This is a genomic window from Pseudomonas sp. LS-2, assembly GCF_003605735.1.
Lineage (GTDB): Bacteria > Pseudomonadota > Gammaproteobacteria > Pseudomonadales > Pseudomonadaceae > Aquipseudomonas.
Genome location: NZ_QXTJ01000016.1, coordinates 207,195 through 221,386, shown reverse-complemented (window position 1 = coordinate 221,386; position 14,192 = coordinate 207,195). Strand labels below are relative to the sequence as shown.

Annotated in this window: 13 protein-coding genes and 2 pseudogenes; 4 read left to right on the top strand and 11 right to left on the bottom strand. The window is 59.6% G+C overall.

Annotated elements, in window-relative coordinates:
- Nucleotides 1-85 precede the first annotated feature (85 nt).
- Nucleotides 86-1,375, top strand: coding sequence for a citrate synthase (gene gltA, locus D3M70_RS11720; protein ID WP_062381071.1), 1,290 nt, complete (start codon nt 86-88; stop codon nt 1,373-1,375).
- A 91-nt stretch (nt 1,376-1,466) separates the two neighbouring features.
- On the opposite strand, the gene D3M70_RS11715 is transcribed toward gltA, so the two are convergent.
- The 9 genes from D3M70_RS11715 to D3M70_RS11675 all read right to left on the bottom strand — a co-directional run bounded on the left by D3M70_RS11715 (nt 1,467) and on the right by D3M70_RS11675 (nt 8,802).
- Complete coding sequence (locus D3M70_RS11715) at nt 1,467-2,069, bottom strand: START domain-containing protein (RefSeq protein WP_120125918.1); 603 nt, start codon at nt 2,067-2,069, stop codon at nt 1,467-1,469.
- Between the two features lie 55 nt (nt 2,070-2,124).
- Nucleotides 2,125-2,382 carry a YkgJ family cysteine cluster protein gene (locus tag D3M70_RS11710; RefSeq protein WP_120125917.1) on the bottom strand — a complete coding sequence of 86 codons (258 nt, stop codon included), beginning with the start codon at nt 2,380-2,382 and terminating at the stop codon, nt 2,125-2,127.
- A 96-nt stretch (nt 2,383-2,478) separates the two neighbouring features.
- Complete coding sequence (locus D3M70_RS11705) at nt 2,479-3,180, bottom strand: translation initiation factor 2 (RefSeq protein WP_120125916.1); 702 nt, start codon at nt 3,178-3,180, stop codon at nt 2,479-2,481.
- Nucleotides 3,181-3,298: 118 nt separating this feature from the next.
- Complete coding sequence (locus D3M70_RS11700) at nt 3,299-4,738, bottom strand: PLP-dependent aminotransferase family protein (RefSeq protein ID WP_120125915.1); 1,440 nt, start codon at nt 4,736-4,738, stop codon at nt 3,299-3,301.
- A gap of 231 nt (nt 4,739-4,969) precedes the next feature.
- The gene (locus tag D3M70_RS11695) at nt 4,970-5,785 is read right to left on the bottom strand and encodes an OmpA family protein (protein ID WP_120125914.1); all 816 of its coding nucleotides are present in this window, start codon (nt 5,783-5,785) and stop codon (nt 4,970-4,972) included.
- Nucleotides 5,782-6,135: a DUF4398 domain-containing protein gene (locus tag D3M70_RS11690; protein WP_375232952.1), complete on the bottom strand. Its 354-nt coding sequence runs from the start codon at nt 6,133-6,135 to the stop codon at nt 5,782-5,784. Before D3M70_RS11690 ends, D3M70_RS11695 begins: the two co-directional genes overlap by 4 nt.
- A 21-nt stretch (nt 6,136-6,156) precedes the next feature.
- Nucleotides 6,157-6,984, bottom strand: coding sequence for an ABC transporter substrate-binding protein (locus D3M70_RS11685; RefSeq protein WP_120125912.1), 828 nt, complete (start codon nt 6,982-6,984; stop codon nt 6,157-6,159).
- 138 nt (nt 6,985-7,122) lie between these two features.
- Nucleotides 7,123-8,052, bottom strand: coding sequence for an electron transfer flavoprotein subunit alpha/FixB family protein (locus D3M70_RS11680; RefSeq protein ID WP_120125911.1), 930 nt, complete (start codon nt 8,050-8,052; stop codon nt 7,123-7,125).
- Nucleotides 8,053-8,802, bottom strand: coding sequence for an electron transfer flavoprotein subunit beta/FixA family protein (locus D3M70_RS11675; protein ID WP_120125910.1), 750 nt, complete (start codon nt 8,800-8,802; stop codon nt 8,053-8,055).
- A gap of 526 nt (nt 8,803-9,328) precedes the next feature.
- Between D3M70_RS11675 and D3M70_RS11670 the strand changes: the two genes are divergently transcribed.
- Nucleotides 9,329-10,993, top strand: a complete 1,665-nt coding sequence (locus D3M70_RS11670; RefSeq protein ID WP_120125909.1) for an electron transfer flavoprotein-ubiquinone oxidoreductase — start codon at nt 9,329-9,331, stop codon at nt 10,991-10,993.
- A gap of 132 nt (nt 10,994-11,125) precedes the next feature.
- Here D3M70_RS11670 and D3M70_RS11665 read toward each other — a convergent pair whose 3' ends face one another.
- The gene (locus D3M70_RS11665; protein WP_120125908.1) at nt 11,126-12,031 is read right to left on the bottom strand and encodes an AraC family transcriptional regulator; all 906 of its coding nucleotides are present in this window, start codon (nt 12,029-12,031) and stop codon (nt 11,126-11,128) included.
- 178 nt (nt 12,032-12,209) lie between these two features.
- Between D3M70_RS11665 and D3M70_RS11660 the strand changes: the two are divergent.
- Together D3M70_RS11660 and D3M70_RS33060 are read left to right on the top strand one after the other, a co-directional pair.
- A pseudogene (locus tag D3M70_RS11660) lies at nt 12,210-13,027 on the top strand (NAD(P)-dependent alcohol dehydrogenase); the annotation flags it as partial.
- Nucleotide 13,028: 1 nt separating this feature from the next.
- Nucleotides 13,029-13,224: pseudogene (locus tag D3M70_RS33060) on the top strand (NAD(P)-dependent alcohol dehydrogenase); the annotation flags it as partial.
- 110 nt (nt 13,225-13,334) lie between these two features.
- Here D3M70_RS33060 and D3M70_RS11655 read toward each other — a convergent pair.
- Complete coding sequence (locus D3M70_RS11655) at nt 13,335-14,141, bottom strand: IclR family transcriptional regulator (RefSeq protein ID WP_120125907.1); 807 nt, start codon at nt 14,139-14,141, stop codon at nt 13,335-13,337.
- Nucleotides 14,142-14,192 lie beyond the last annotated feature (51 nt).

Sequence of the window (14,192 nt, the reverse complement as noted above, 5' to 3'; positions counted from 1 at the left end):
TGACTTTAGAATTTATCTCACTATAGTGGTGCGGGCCCTGCGTGGGGGGCCTGTCTGATGATTTGAAGCATAAATAGGAGGCCACATGGCTGACAAAAAAGCGCAGTTGATCATCGAGGGCGCTGCCCCCGTCGAGCTGCCCATTCTGACCGGCACCGTTGGTCCCGATGTAATCGACGTACGCGGCCTGACCGCCACCGGACGCTTCACATTCGACCCAGGCTTCATGTCGACCGCCTCATGCGAATCCAAGATCACCTACATCGACGGTGACAACGGCATTTTGCTGCACCGTGGCTACCCGATCGAGCAACTGGCCGAGCAGTCCGACTACCTCGAAACCTGCTACCTGCTGCTCAATGGCGAACTGCCAACCGCCGAGCAGAAAGCTCAGTTCGTGGTCACCGTGAAGAACCACACCATGGTGCACGAGCAACTGAAGACATTCTTCAACGGCTTCCGTCGTGACGCCCACCCGATGGCCGTCATGTGTGGTGTAGTCGGCGCCCTCTCGGCGTTCTACCACGACTCGCTGGACATCAATAACCCGCAGCACCGTGAAATCTCCGCGATCCGTCTGGTCGCCAAGATGCCGACGCTGGCGGCGATGGTCTACAAGTACTCCATGGGTCAGCCCATGATGTACCCACGCAACGACCTGAGCTACGCGGAAAACTTCCTGCACATGATGTTCAACACGCCGTGCGAGATCAAACCGATCAGCCCGACGCTGGCCAAGGCCATGGACCGGATCTTCATCCTCCATGCCGACCACGAACAGAACGCTTCGACCTCCACCGTGCGCATGGCCGGCTCCTCGGGTGCCAACCCGTTCGCCTGTATCGCTGCCGGCATCGCCGCGCTGTGGGGCCCTGCTCACGGCGGCGCCAACGAAGCGGTGCTGACCATGCTCGATGAAATCGGCGATGTCTCGAACATCGACAAATTCATCGCCAAGGCCAAGGACAAGAACGACCCGTTCAAGCTCATGGGCTTCGGCCATCGCGTCTACAAGAACCGCGACCCTCGCGCCACCGTGATGAAGCAGACCTGCGATGAAGTCCTGCGCGAGCTGGGCATCACCAACGATCCGCAGCTGGAACTGGCGATGCGCCTCGAAGAGATCGCACTGACCGATCCGTACTTCATCGAGCGCTCGCTGTACCCGAACGTCGACTTCTACTCGGGCATCATCCTGAAGGCGATCGGCATTCCGACCAGCATGTTCACCGTGATCTTCGCCCTGGCGCGCACTGTCGGCTGGATCTCGCACTGGAAAGAAATGCTGTCCAGCCCGTACAAGATCGGCCGTCCGCGTCAGCTTTACACCGGCGAAGTCTCTCGCGACATCGTTCCGCTGGCCGAGCGCAAGTAAGCACGAACGCAAGCAAGCGACACCGATCACGAAAAAGGCTGCCAATGGCAGCCTTTTTTAGTTTCGCAGTAACTGTATGGACGAGCCGCGGTTATTCGGCGCGCTCTTTGAGAGCCTTCAACGTATTGAACGGCGCATCGACGACGAATTTGTTCGCAAGCCACGACGGCACGCTGCCGCCCGGCTCGGTGTGAACCTGATAGGTCACTTGCGTTTCATTCGGGCCCCTGGGAACCATTTTCCAGAACCCCTCGACCTGAGCCACGCGCACGAACCCCTTCTCTTCCGGAACGTACTTGGGCTGACCAAGCAGATTACGCGTCAGGCTGCCATCGGCACCTTCGACCGTGGTGATTTCCAGGACCGAATCACGAGGCGTAACCGGCCAGGGCGTGTTGAACTGGGTATAAGTCCAGGTCTTGTCACCCTCATGCTTGAGGACCTTCTGCGATTTGCATTCGTGAACCCAGGCGCACGCGCCCGCCACGTCCTCTTGCAGGCCGCGCAGTTTGGCGACACTCGCCTTGATCGTCGTGACTCCCTGATAGGCCTTGTACTGCGACCCTGCAACATCGCTCAGGGATACCTTGATGCCATCCTCATCTTTGGCCACTTTCCAGTCATCGGCCTGTGCGGCACCCGCGACCAGTACAGTGATGCCGATTCCAAACGCAATCCGGTACAGCGAACTCATTGTTGTATTCCTTATTGTCTGAAGTTCAGTGGTCTCGATCATCTACAGGTCGCATTCACGCGACCGCGGTAGCCTGCTCCCACCACCCCAGTATGCGGATGGCCTCCTCGGAACTGCTGCCACACACCTCGGGATCCGCGCCGAAACGACTGCACACCAAAGGCCGATCAACCTGCCCGAATATCTGGCAAAGCATGTCGACTGAAAGATGCAGACAACGTTCGCCTGCGGCCTTGCCATAAGGCATACCGGGGATCGGCGACGAGATTGAGGGGGCAATGCAACAAGCGCCACAGCCCGGACGGCATTCCATGAAAGTTTCCTTAGGAAGGCTATGAGAGACGACGGGATCTTACCCGCTAAAACGTGCGTTTGAAAACGCTGGATCAGCTTCGCAACACTGTCCCACTCATTGCTTGAACGTGAAATCCACGGCAGCGCCGTCGACTTCCTTGCGTGCTTCATTGCGCAACTGCAGCTGCATTTCGTTGCTCAGCAGTCGACCTTGAAGCTCGAAATCCGACTCTGCGTTGCTGTCCGGGAACAACTTGGGCAACAGAGGTTTGCCAGCGGCTGCCGGGGCCTTGGTCTTTGGACCGGCAGTGATGACATTGGCAGGAGGTGTCAGTTGCTTGACCATCTCCGGCGGCAGGCTCAGGTCCAGGGACGCTTTCGGCAGATGCGTATCCTTGACGACTTGAGCGGGGGTCTTGCTCTTACTCGCGACCGGTGCACGGTTCGCAATCTCGGCATTATCCGCCTTGACCTTGGCGGATCTGGCATTCGCACTCGTAGCGCGCTGCTCAATGTCCGTCGTTCTGGAGGGCGAGGAATTTTTGGCAGCCGATTCAGACTTACCGGCATCTGGCTTGCTCGCGGCAACCACCCGGACGGTCGGAACATTGGGCGTCAATGCGTGGACGGCTGGCGCATCTGCGGCGGCCTGTTCAATAGGCTCTGGCGCCGGCACACCCTTGCTCTGTGGCGCCGCGACCGGTGCCACGACAGGTGCTACGGCCGTCACCTTCGGAGGCGGCGGAGGTGTCTTGTCAGCATCGCAGGCACTCAGCAACGCCACCATCAACAGACTGATACAACGCAATGATTTCATAATCATGAACGACAGATAAAAGGCAGAAGCCAATATGCTGGCCCTTTGCATGGCCCGTGACAAGTGATGCCCTGTCAACCAGCCCCTGAACGTATGGAAATCGATGATGACCGGGAGTTCACCAAGCCTGACCAGCGTCCTGGCACAGCTGTTTCGCCAGCATCCCGAGCGTCATCAGCGCCCGTTCCGCTTCGCGATTCCACGGCAGGCCACAGTTCAAGCGAATGCAATGGTTGAACTGCTCGGTATTGCTGAAAATCAGACCCGGCGCAATGCTGATGCCCTGCTCCAATGCCCGCACGTGCAGCTCTTGGGTATTGACCCTGCCAGGCAGGCTGATCCACAGGATGAACCCACCGGCCGGACGACTGATTTGCGTCCCCTCGGGGAACATCTGCTGCACAGCCAGCTGAAACGCGCTGAGATTCTTGCGATGCTCTTGACGGATGAAACGCAGATGCCGGTCATAGCCGCCGTTTTCCAGGTAAGACGCCACCGCCATCTGCGTCACACTGCACGCCGAGTGTGTGCTGAAGGTCTGCAAACGCTGGATTTCAGCCTGGTATTTACCGGCAATCATCCAGCCGATCCGTACCCCGGGTGACAACGTCTTGGAGAAGCTCGAACAGTAAATCACGCGACCGAGGCGGTCGAACGCCTTCAAAGCCTTGGTTTTATTCTGCTCGTACATCAACTCACCGTAGATATCGTCTTCGATGACTTGAATGTCGAAATCCGACGCCAGGCGCAGCAAATGTTTCGGACGCTCTTCCGGCATCGTACTGCCCAGCGGATTGCTCAAACGCGAGGTCATCACCAGTGCTTTGATCGACCATTGATTGGCCGCCAGTTGCAGGGCTTCGAGGCTGATACCGGTGTTCGGGTCGCTGGGAATCTCGATGACCTTCAGACCCAACAGGTCCGCCAGTTGAAGCAAACCGTAATAGGTCGGTGACTCGGCGGCGATCAGATCGCCAGGACTGGTGAGCACGCGCAGTGACATCTGCAACGCATCGACACACCCGTGAGTGATCACCACTTCGGAAGGGTCTACGACCACGCCCGCATCGCGCATGCGGATCGCCACCTGGCGTCGCAGCGGCTCGAACCCGGGACTGAACATGTAGTTGAAAGCGCGCGGGCTCTGGAACCGCGTGACCTTGGCCAGTTGCTGATGCAGGGCACGCAGCGGCAGGTAGTCGATATGAGGAACGGCAGCACCGAACGCGAACACACCTTCGCGACGCGCCTCCACCAGAACCTGCTGGATGATGCTCGCCCGGGTCACCAACCCCGGCCGCTCGACCCGCGCAATGTCCGGGGTGGGTGCGGTCAGCGCAGGCGTCTGGTGGACGTAGTAACCGGATTGGGGGCGGGCCCTGATCAAGCCCTGATCTTCGAGATTGGCGTAAGCCTGCAAGACTGTGGCATGGCTTACATTGAGTTGAGAACTCATTTTTCGTACGGAGGGCACGCGCTCGCCGGGTTGATAAACGCCTCGACGGATATCCTCGGCCAACTGCTGAGCGATACGTTGATACAGCAGAAGATTGGTCATTTCGCGTCCCTCGAATACAGGCTTTCACGGCGATCGTTGCGCACGTCACCCGCAAACAATTCGCCGTCGTACTGAAACAGTTGAGAAGTGTACGGGGACAGTTGAGTCGTCGGCTAGTCAAACTTAGGAGTGCCTAATATTTTAATGCGCCAAAACCGCCAAATTACGGGGCTTTTTACAACAAAAAGCCCGGTTTCTGATGAAGAAACCGGGCCAGATTGAAAAATATAATCAGCGAGCAGCGCTCAAACGCCCTTTTTCATCCGAAAACACGATTTCGACCCGACGATTTTGCGCCCGACCGCGTTCTGAAGTGTTCACATCCACAGGAAACTGATCGCCGTACCCCTCGACCTGAATGCGCTCATCCTCAATGCCCAGATCCGACAGGACATCCGCAACGGCTTGGGCACGATCACGAGACAGCTGCAAGTTTTCCCCGCTGTCGCCGGTACTGTCGGTGTAACCTTCGATTCTCACCACACGCTTGGGGTTGAACTGCAAGAACTGCACAACCTTCAACACCGTTCGGTTCGCCGAACTCTTCAGCTCCGCTCGGCCGGTATCGAACAGCATGTCGCCCAGCGTCATGACCAGACCGCGCTCGTTCTGCTGGGTCGACAGGCTGATGACCTGATCTTCCGCCCACTTGCCCTGCTGTTGCGCACCGGCCAGCTTGGCTTCACGCAAGGCCAATTGCAGGCGCTGGCGTTCGAGCTCGAGCCGGGCGAGTTTCTCCTGATTGAGCAGCAACTGGCTGTGTTCGGCAGCGATGGCGCTGTAGCGACTGCTCAGATACGCATAGTGGCCGACATCGTCCGCACTGCCGACATAGCCAGAGAGGCGTTCCGCCCTGGCCAGTAACTCGCCCGCACGAATGACGTCCTTCGGCGCGCTGCGCAGGACATTGGTGTCGCCCTTGACCTTCTGGAAATCCGCATTGGCATTCTGCAAGGCCGCTTCGCTGGTCTGGTGACCGGCGCAACCGTACAACCCCGCACTGCCCAGCAGCAGGCAGACGCTCAATACACGAGGAACGGTGTTCATTGCGCCGCCCCCAACTGCTTGCGCAGACGGTCCAGGCGGGCATTCACCTGCGTCAGTTGCTCATTGCTCTTCTGCGTCAGCACTCGCGCTTCAGCCAGCCGCGCATCCAGCTCAGCCTGCTCTGCCTGCATCCGCGCATCCTTGTAGGACTTGTCCGTCATGTCCGCTTGCGCCTGGGCCAGCTTCGCGCGGGCGGCGGCCATGTCCTGCTCATCGTCGGTGGCCCCGACTGCGACAGCCTGTGCGACAGCCTGTTCGGTGAGTTTCAACTGTTCGTTGGGCGCGGGATCGTTGGCGCAGCCAAATAGCGAGGCGATTGCCATGGCGGCGAGTAAAGGTCTTGTTTTCAAAAAGAAGCTCAAAACACGTTCCTACTGGTTTGTGGGGCTGGCCGACTGCTGTAACTGAGCTTTCCACAGTTCCAGATTGCGAGTGATGGCTTCACTGGAGCGGCCCGAGGCGGCCAATTCTGTCATTTTTTTCGCCAACTGTCCGCGCAACCACGGGTCGTTGCAGGCCGAATTGAAAGACAGCGCCAGATACAACCCTGGTCGATCAAGCGGCAGCGGTTGCGCCGTCAGGTCGTTGGCCACCCCCAATGTCTGTGTCAGCGCCATGCCCGCGTAACGACCGGCCAGTACGAACTCCACCTGACCCAGCATCAGCTTCTGAAAAGCCTGAGTGAGATTGGGCTGTCTCTCGAGCGTCAGGTGTTCCTTCGCTGCGCTGTCAAAGCCGGGGGTGATGCGGGTCTTCTCTGACATCGCACCGGGATGCCCCCGCAGATCCGCCAACGAATTGAAAGGCTGCGCGTGACCCCTGCGCGTCCAGACCATGATCTCGTTCTGAGCGATGGGAGGATGAATGAAATCCAGGGATTCAAGTTCGGCGTTATTGAGCGGCGTGTCGGCCAACAGGTCCATGCGCCCGGTGCGCACTTCTTCCAGCGCCTGACTGCGCTTGCCACCAAACAGGACCTCGACCTTGATGCCTATTTGCGTCGCCGCCTCCTTGAGCAGATCGGCGTTGGCGCCCATGAGGCGTCTGGGATCCTGCGGGTCACGCCAGAGATAGGGCGGCGCATCGGGACTGCCGGTTACGATGAGTCGGTCACATTTGCCTGCTGCGACGACTGCCATCGATGGCAACAACAGCAGTCCGGCGATCAGCGCTGTCAGCGTCTGCCTGGGCGACGACATGGCAACATCCTTTTCTGGAGCCAATAAAAAACCCGCTCATTCAAGGCTGCAGAACCCATGCGCTATCCGCAAATCAGACAGTCGACGCGCTCAGCAGCCCGAAACGAACGGGCTCTCTTTATAAGTCAGACGGCTGGATTAGACCAGCTTCTCCAACTCAGGCACCGCTTCGAACAGATCAGCCACCAGACCGTAATCGGCCACCTGGAAGATCGGCGCTTCTTCATCCTTGTTGATCGCCACGATCACTTTGGAGTCTTTCATGCCGGCCAGGTGCTGGATCGCGCCGGAGATACCGACTGCGATGTACAGCTGTGGCGCAACGATCTTGCCGGTCTGACCGACCTGCATGTCGTTGGGCACGAAACCGGCGTCGACGGCAGCGCGGGATGCGCCGACCGCAGCGCCCAGCTTGTCGGCCAAGGCGTACAGGTGCTTGAAGTTGTCACCGTTCTGCATGCCGCGACCGCCGGAAACGACGATCTTGGCAGCGGTCAGTTCTGGACGGTCGGACTTGGCCAGCTCTTCGCTGACGAAGGACGACTTGCCTGCGTCGTGAGCAGCAGCCACTGCTTCGACAGCTGCAGAACCGCCTTCAGCGGCAACGGCGTCGAAACCGGTGGCGCGAACGGTGATCACTTTGACGGCAGCCGACGACTGTACGGTCGCAATGGCGTTACCGGCGTAGATCGGACGCTTGAAGGTGTCGGCGCTTTCTACCGAGATGATCTCGGAGATCTGGTCAACGTCCAGCTGTGCAGCAACGCGCGGCATGATGTTCTTGCCGTTGGAAGTCGCGGCAGCCAACACGTGGCTGTAGCCGGAGGCCAGCTCGGCGACCAGCGGTGCGACGTTTTCTGGCAGTTGATGCGCATAGGCAGCGTTGTCGGCAACCAGCACCTTGGCGACGCCGGCGATTTTCGCGGCGGCTTCACCCACGGCGCCGACGCTCTGACCCGCGACCAGAACGTGGATGTCGCCACCGATCTTGGCGGCAGCGGCAACGGTGTTCAGGGTGGCGGGAGCGATCGCGCCGTTTTCGTGTTCAGCGATAACCAAAATAGTCATTTAGATTACCTTCGCTTCGTTTTTCAGTTTCTCGACCAGTTCCGCAACCGACTTGACCTTGATGCCAGCGCTGCGAGCAGCCGGGGCTTCGACCTTCAGGGTCTTGTTGGTGGAGGACACGGACACACCGAGCGCGTCAGGCGTCAGCACTTCGAGCGGCTTTTTCTTGGCTTTCATGATGTTTGGCAGCGACGCGTAGCGCGGCTCGTTCAGGCGCAGGTCGGTGGTGACGATGGCCGGCAGCTTGAGGGAAACGGTCTGCGCACCGGCGTCGATTTCGCGGGTCACGTTGACGCTGTCACCGGAGACCTCGACTTTCGATGCGAAGGTGCCTTGAGCGTAACCGCTCAATGCGGCCAGCATCTGGCCGGTCTGGTTGTTGTCGCTGTCGATGGCCTGTTTGCCGAGGATGACCAGTTGCGGCTGCTCTTTATCGACAACCGCCTTGAGCAGTTTGGCCACGGCCAGGGAGGTCAGCTCGTCAGCGGATTCAACGAGGATGGCGCGATCGGCTCCCAGTGCCAGCGCGGTACGCAGTTGCTCCTGAGCAGTGGTCGGGCCAATGGAAACGACGACGATCTCGGTCGCAACGCCCTTCTCTTTCAGGCGGACGGCTTCTTCCACGGCGATTTCGCAGAAGGGGTTCATCGACATTTTGACGTTAGCGAGATCGACGCCGGAGTTGTCCGCTTTGACGCGAACCTTGACGTTGTAGTCGACCACTCGTTTGACAGCTACAAGAACCTTCATGGATTCCTCGTTACTCTCCGGTGAAAAGAAGTCGCCAGGCGATGCCCGGCGATGGGTACACGTCAGTGTAAAGAACACCTTTGAAAACAGCGTATTCGTCGTTGCTTAACGGTGAGTTCGGCAAAAAACAACCGCTCTCCCCCAGCAATCCAAGCTATCGGCCAATCCGCCGTGTAAACTTCACCCCGCCTGGGTTCAGGGGAGCGAGCGACATTGGCGCATGGCCCTGACGTCGCTTTCAGAGGTGTTCTCCGATCTGACGGTCAGCCTACGGCGAGCGCAAAACCGCCCGTATCTTGACCGGAACGCCTATTCCGGTCAATACGACAAAAACGCCAGTCACAAGCCGTCTCCCTATGATTTATCAGGGTTCCAGCTGATTCAAACAAACGTTTGTATTGGACCTTCAAGGTGGTGTAGATATAATGCGCCCCTTTGTGATGACGTTCGGATGACAACCTGTCCGCATGTCGGTTTTTAGCGACCTATAAAAAAATACCGTTGAGCCTTGATCAGGAGATAGCCAGTGGAACGCGAATTTATGGAATTCGACGTCGTCATCGTCGGAGCCGGCCCCGCCGGGCTGTCCGCCGCATGCCGTCTGAAACAGAAGGCCGCCGAAGCTGGCCAGGAAATCAGCGTCTGCGTGGTGGAGAAAGGCTCTGAAGTCGGTGCGCACATCCTCTCTGGCGCGGTATTCGAACCCCGCGCTCTGAACGAGCTGTTCCCTGACTGGAAAGCCCTCGGCGCACCGCTGAACACTCCCGTCAAAGGCGACGACATCTATGTGCTGACCAGCAGCGAGGCCGGCACCAAGGTCCCTGGCGCGTTCGTGCCCAAGACCATGCACAACGAAGGCAACTACATTATTTCTCTGGGCAACCTGTGCCGCTGGATGGCCCAGCAGGCCGAGAACCTGGGCGTGGAAATCTACCCCGGCTTCGCTGCCCAGGAAGCGCTGATCGACGAGAATGGCGTGGTCCGCGGGATCATCACCGGTGATCTGGGCGTCGACCGCGAAGGCAATCCTAAAGAAGGCCTGTACACGCCCGGCATGGAACTGCGCGGCAAGTACACGCTGTTCGCCGAAGGCTGCCGCGGCCACATCGGCAAGCAGTTGATCAAACGCTTCAATCTGGACAGCGAAGCCGACGCCCAGCATTACGGCATCGGCTTGAAGGAAATCTGGGAAATCGACCCTGCCAAACACCAGCAAGGCCTGGTCGTACACACCGCTGGCTGGCCGCTGGACGTGATGGGCACCGAGAACACGGGCGGCTCCTTCCTTTATCACCTGGAAAACAATCAGGTGGTGGTCGGTCTGATCGTCGACCTGTCCTACGCCAACCCGTTCCTGTCGCCGTTCGACGAGTTCCAGCGCCTCAAGCATCACCCGATCCTCAAGCAGTACCTGGAAGGCGGCAAGCGCGTCAGCTACGGCGCACGGGCAATCTGCAAAGGCGGCCTGAATTCACTGCCGAAGATGGTCTTCCCCGGTGGCGCGCTGATCGGCTGCGATCTGGGCACCCTGAACTTTGCCAAGATCAAGGGCAGTCACACCGCGATGAAGTCCGGCATGCTGGCGGCCGAATCCGTGGCCGACGCGCTGTTCGCCGGCAATGAAGGCGGCGATGCGTTGAACACTTACGTCGAAGCGTTCAAGGGCAGCTGGCTGCATGAAGAGCTGTTCGCCAGCCGGAACTTCGGCGCGGCAATCCACAAGTTCGGCCCGGTCTTGGGTGGCGCTTTCAACTTCATCGATCAGAATCTGTTCGGCGGCAAGATTCCGTTCACGCTGCACGACAACAAGCCTGACTACGCGTGCATGAAGCTGGCAGCTGACTCGAAGAAGATCGACTACCCGAAACCGGACGGCAAGCTGAGCTTCGACAAGCTGAGTTCGGTGTTCATCTCGGGCACCAACCACGAAGAAGAGCAGCCGTGCCACCTGAAGCTGAAGGATCCGAGCATTCCCATCAGCGTCAACCTCCCGAAATACGACGAGCCTGCGCAGCGTTATTGCCCGGCGGGCGTGTATGAGGTGGTGACTCAGGAAGACGGTGCCAAGCGCTTCCAGATCAACGCGCAGAACTGCGTCCACTGCAAGACCTGCGACATCAAGGATCCGTCCCAGAACATCACCTGGGTCACCCCTGAAGGCGCGGGCGGGCCGACTTACCCGAATATGTAAAAGACATTCCATGTAGCAGCACGGCGTGCCGGCGGTGGCGTAATTGAGATCGCTTCCGCCGGCAAGCCGGACTGCTACAGAACATGATGTACGATCAAAAACGCGCCCGAACAGGCGCTTTGTACTCACCAGTCAAGCCGAAATCCTCATCTGCGCACCCTCCTCCCCCGGGTTGCGATCAAAGTAGCGTTTGTACTCGCGGCTGAACTGCGAGGTGCTCTGATAGCCCACCTTGTGCGCCACTTGCGCCACACCCATGCCTTCACCGATCAGCATCTGTTGCGCCTTGAGCAGTCGCACGCGCTTGAGGTACTGCACCGGCGACAGCAAGGTGCTGCGTTTGAAATGCTCATGGAAGGTCGACGCGCTCATGTTCGCGCAACGGGCCAGGTCCTCGACACTGAGGGTCTCGTTATAGTGATCGCGCAAATGCTGCAACGCTGCCCCGATCCGGGCGAAATGCCCTTGCTGCTCGACCAGCGCACGCAGCACGCCCGCCTGCGGTCCACGCAATGCGGCGTACACGACTTCCCGCACCCGCGCCCTGCCCATGACCTGGGCATCAACCGGATCGTGCAGACAGCGCAGCAGGCGCTCGACGCTCTCGCGCATGGGCGTATCCAGCTCGGCCGAGGTCATCGATTCCGGCGTCTGCGCCTTGACCTTCACATCCGGCGCCTCGCCCATGGCCTGCACCAGCTCACTGAGCACCGTTCGGTCGATCGACACGGCAACGCCATACATCGGCTCCTGCTCGGTGGCGAAGGTTTCGCACATGAAGGGCACGGAGAGCGCCTGAACCAGATAATGGCCAGCGCCATACTCGAACGTACGAGGCCCCAGACGCGCCAGCTTGCTGCCCTGGGCCAGCACGATCAGGCTCGGCTCATAAATCTGCGGGCTGCTGGCGACGTAGTAATCCCAGGACATCGCCTGCACGCCTGGCACCTGGGTATCGACGAAGCCAGGACGGGTGGCCAGCGGCTTGATCAGGGAAACGAGCGTGGCATTGGCATCGGAATGAAGAGTCAGCGACATGGGCAACCGGACAGAGGATTAGACAGTGCAATCATCGCAGATCTGCCGCACGACGCAGCATTGAATGGGGCAGGTCCGGAGGATTAGGCATGACACACGTAGGAATGGTCATGGCCGACGATGGCCTGCCTGCGGACAATGCACCGCCTCCACTGTCATCATTTATGCGAGGTTTCACATGTACACAGCTATCGGTTACGCCGCTCAATCGGCCACGGCTCCCCTCGCCCCCATGACCTTCAATCGCCGCAGTCCGCGTCCGGACGACGTCGCAATCGACATTCTCTACTGCGGCGTCTGCCACTCCGACATCCACCAGGCGCGCAACGAATGGGGCATCGCCGTTTACCCGTTGATGCCCGGCCACGAAATCGTCGGCAAGGTCACCGAAGTCGGCGCCAACGTGAGCAAACACAAGGTGGGTGATCTGGTCGGCGTCGGCTGCATGGTCGATTCCTGCCGTCATTGCGAAGCCTGTGCCGCAGACCTTGAACAATACTGCCTCGAAGGCCCGACCCTGACCTACGCTACCCCGGACCGCATCGACGGCAGCAACACCATGGGCGGCTACTCCAGCAGCATCGTGGTCAGCGAGCATTTCGTGGTGCGCATCCCGGAGAAGCTGGATCTGGCGGCCGCCGCACCGATCCTCTGCGCAGGTATCACCACCTACTCACCACTCAAGCACTATGGCGTCAAGGCGGGTGACAAGGTGGGCGTACTTGGCATGGGCGGTCTGGGCCATATGGGCATCAAGTTCGCCAAGGCCATGGGCGCGGAAGTGACCCTGTTCACCCGCTCGGCGAGCAAGGCTGAAGAAGCCCGTCGTCAGGGTGCCGATCACGTCATCGTGTCTACCGATGCCGAGCAGATGAAAGCCGCCGCCGGTCATTTCGACTTCCTGCTGGACACCATCCCGGTGCAGCACGACCTCAACCCCTACCTGGAAACCCTGCGCTTCGACGGCGTACACATTCTGGTGGGCCTGATCGAGCCNGCGTCGTGTGCTCGCGGGCTCGTTGATCGGCGGTATTGCGGAGACTCAGGAAGTGCTGGATTTCTGCGCCGAGCACGACATCAGCTGCGACATCGAGATGCTCGACATCAAGAACATCAACGAGGCTTACAGCCGCATGATTGCCGGCGATGTGAAGTACCGGTTCGTGATCGACATGGCGACGCTGAAGGCCTGATAACACCCCCGTAGGAGCGCGCTTGCCCGCGATTGCGATCTGTCTGCAACACCTCTGTTGACTGACACGACGCAATCGCGGGCAAGCGCGCTCCTACAAAAGCAGAATGCTCAACCACCCAACTCCGCCGACAACCGCGCCGCGACTTCCCTGATCACCGGCACCAGCTCGGCCATCTTTTCCAGTGGCATGTAAGGCACGGTGCTGGCGATGCTGATTCCGGCGACGATGTGTTTGCTGGCATCGCGAATGGGCGCGGCCACACAGCGAATCGAGGGCTCGTTGTCTTCCAGATCGAACGCGTACCCACCCTTCACATACTCGTGCATGCGTTCGCGCACCTGCTCCCAGGTCTGTTCCTGATGGGCAGGCCACAGTGGATTTCTCGCCACTTCCGGGACGCTGACGTCGTACAGACGCCGCCATTCACTTTCCGGGCTGTCCAGCAATAACGCCTTGCCAATGCCCGTGCGCGCCAGCGGCATGCGATGACCTACCCGCGAGCGCATCTCCGGGCCGTTGCGACCAGGGTTCTTGTGCAGATAAAGCACCTCGTCGCCGTCGCGAACCGCGAGGTGGACCGTGTCCCCCGTCAACGCGGACAACTCATCGAGGAACGGCCGCGCCAGCATCGCCAGCGGCAGCTCCTCGCGCGCCTGAAAGCCCAGTTCGATCAACTTCGGCCCGAGCAGATAACCCACTTGGGGCAACACGCGCAAATAACGCTCTTCCACCAGACAACTGGCCAGTCGATGGGTTGTGCTGCGCGTGGTGCCGATCAGTCGGGCGATTTCCTTGAGGTCGCGGGCGCCGCTGGCAACGGCCTGAACCACGCCCAGGCCGCGCAGCAGGGTTTGCGTGCCTGTGGGTGCGACGTCTTTGCCGGTCATGCCTGCGGTGTCGGAAGAGTCTTGCATATCGCGCCTTATCGAATCGGAAAGCTGACGGCATTATCGTCGCCAGCTCTT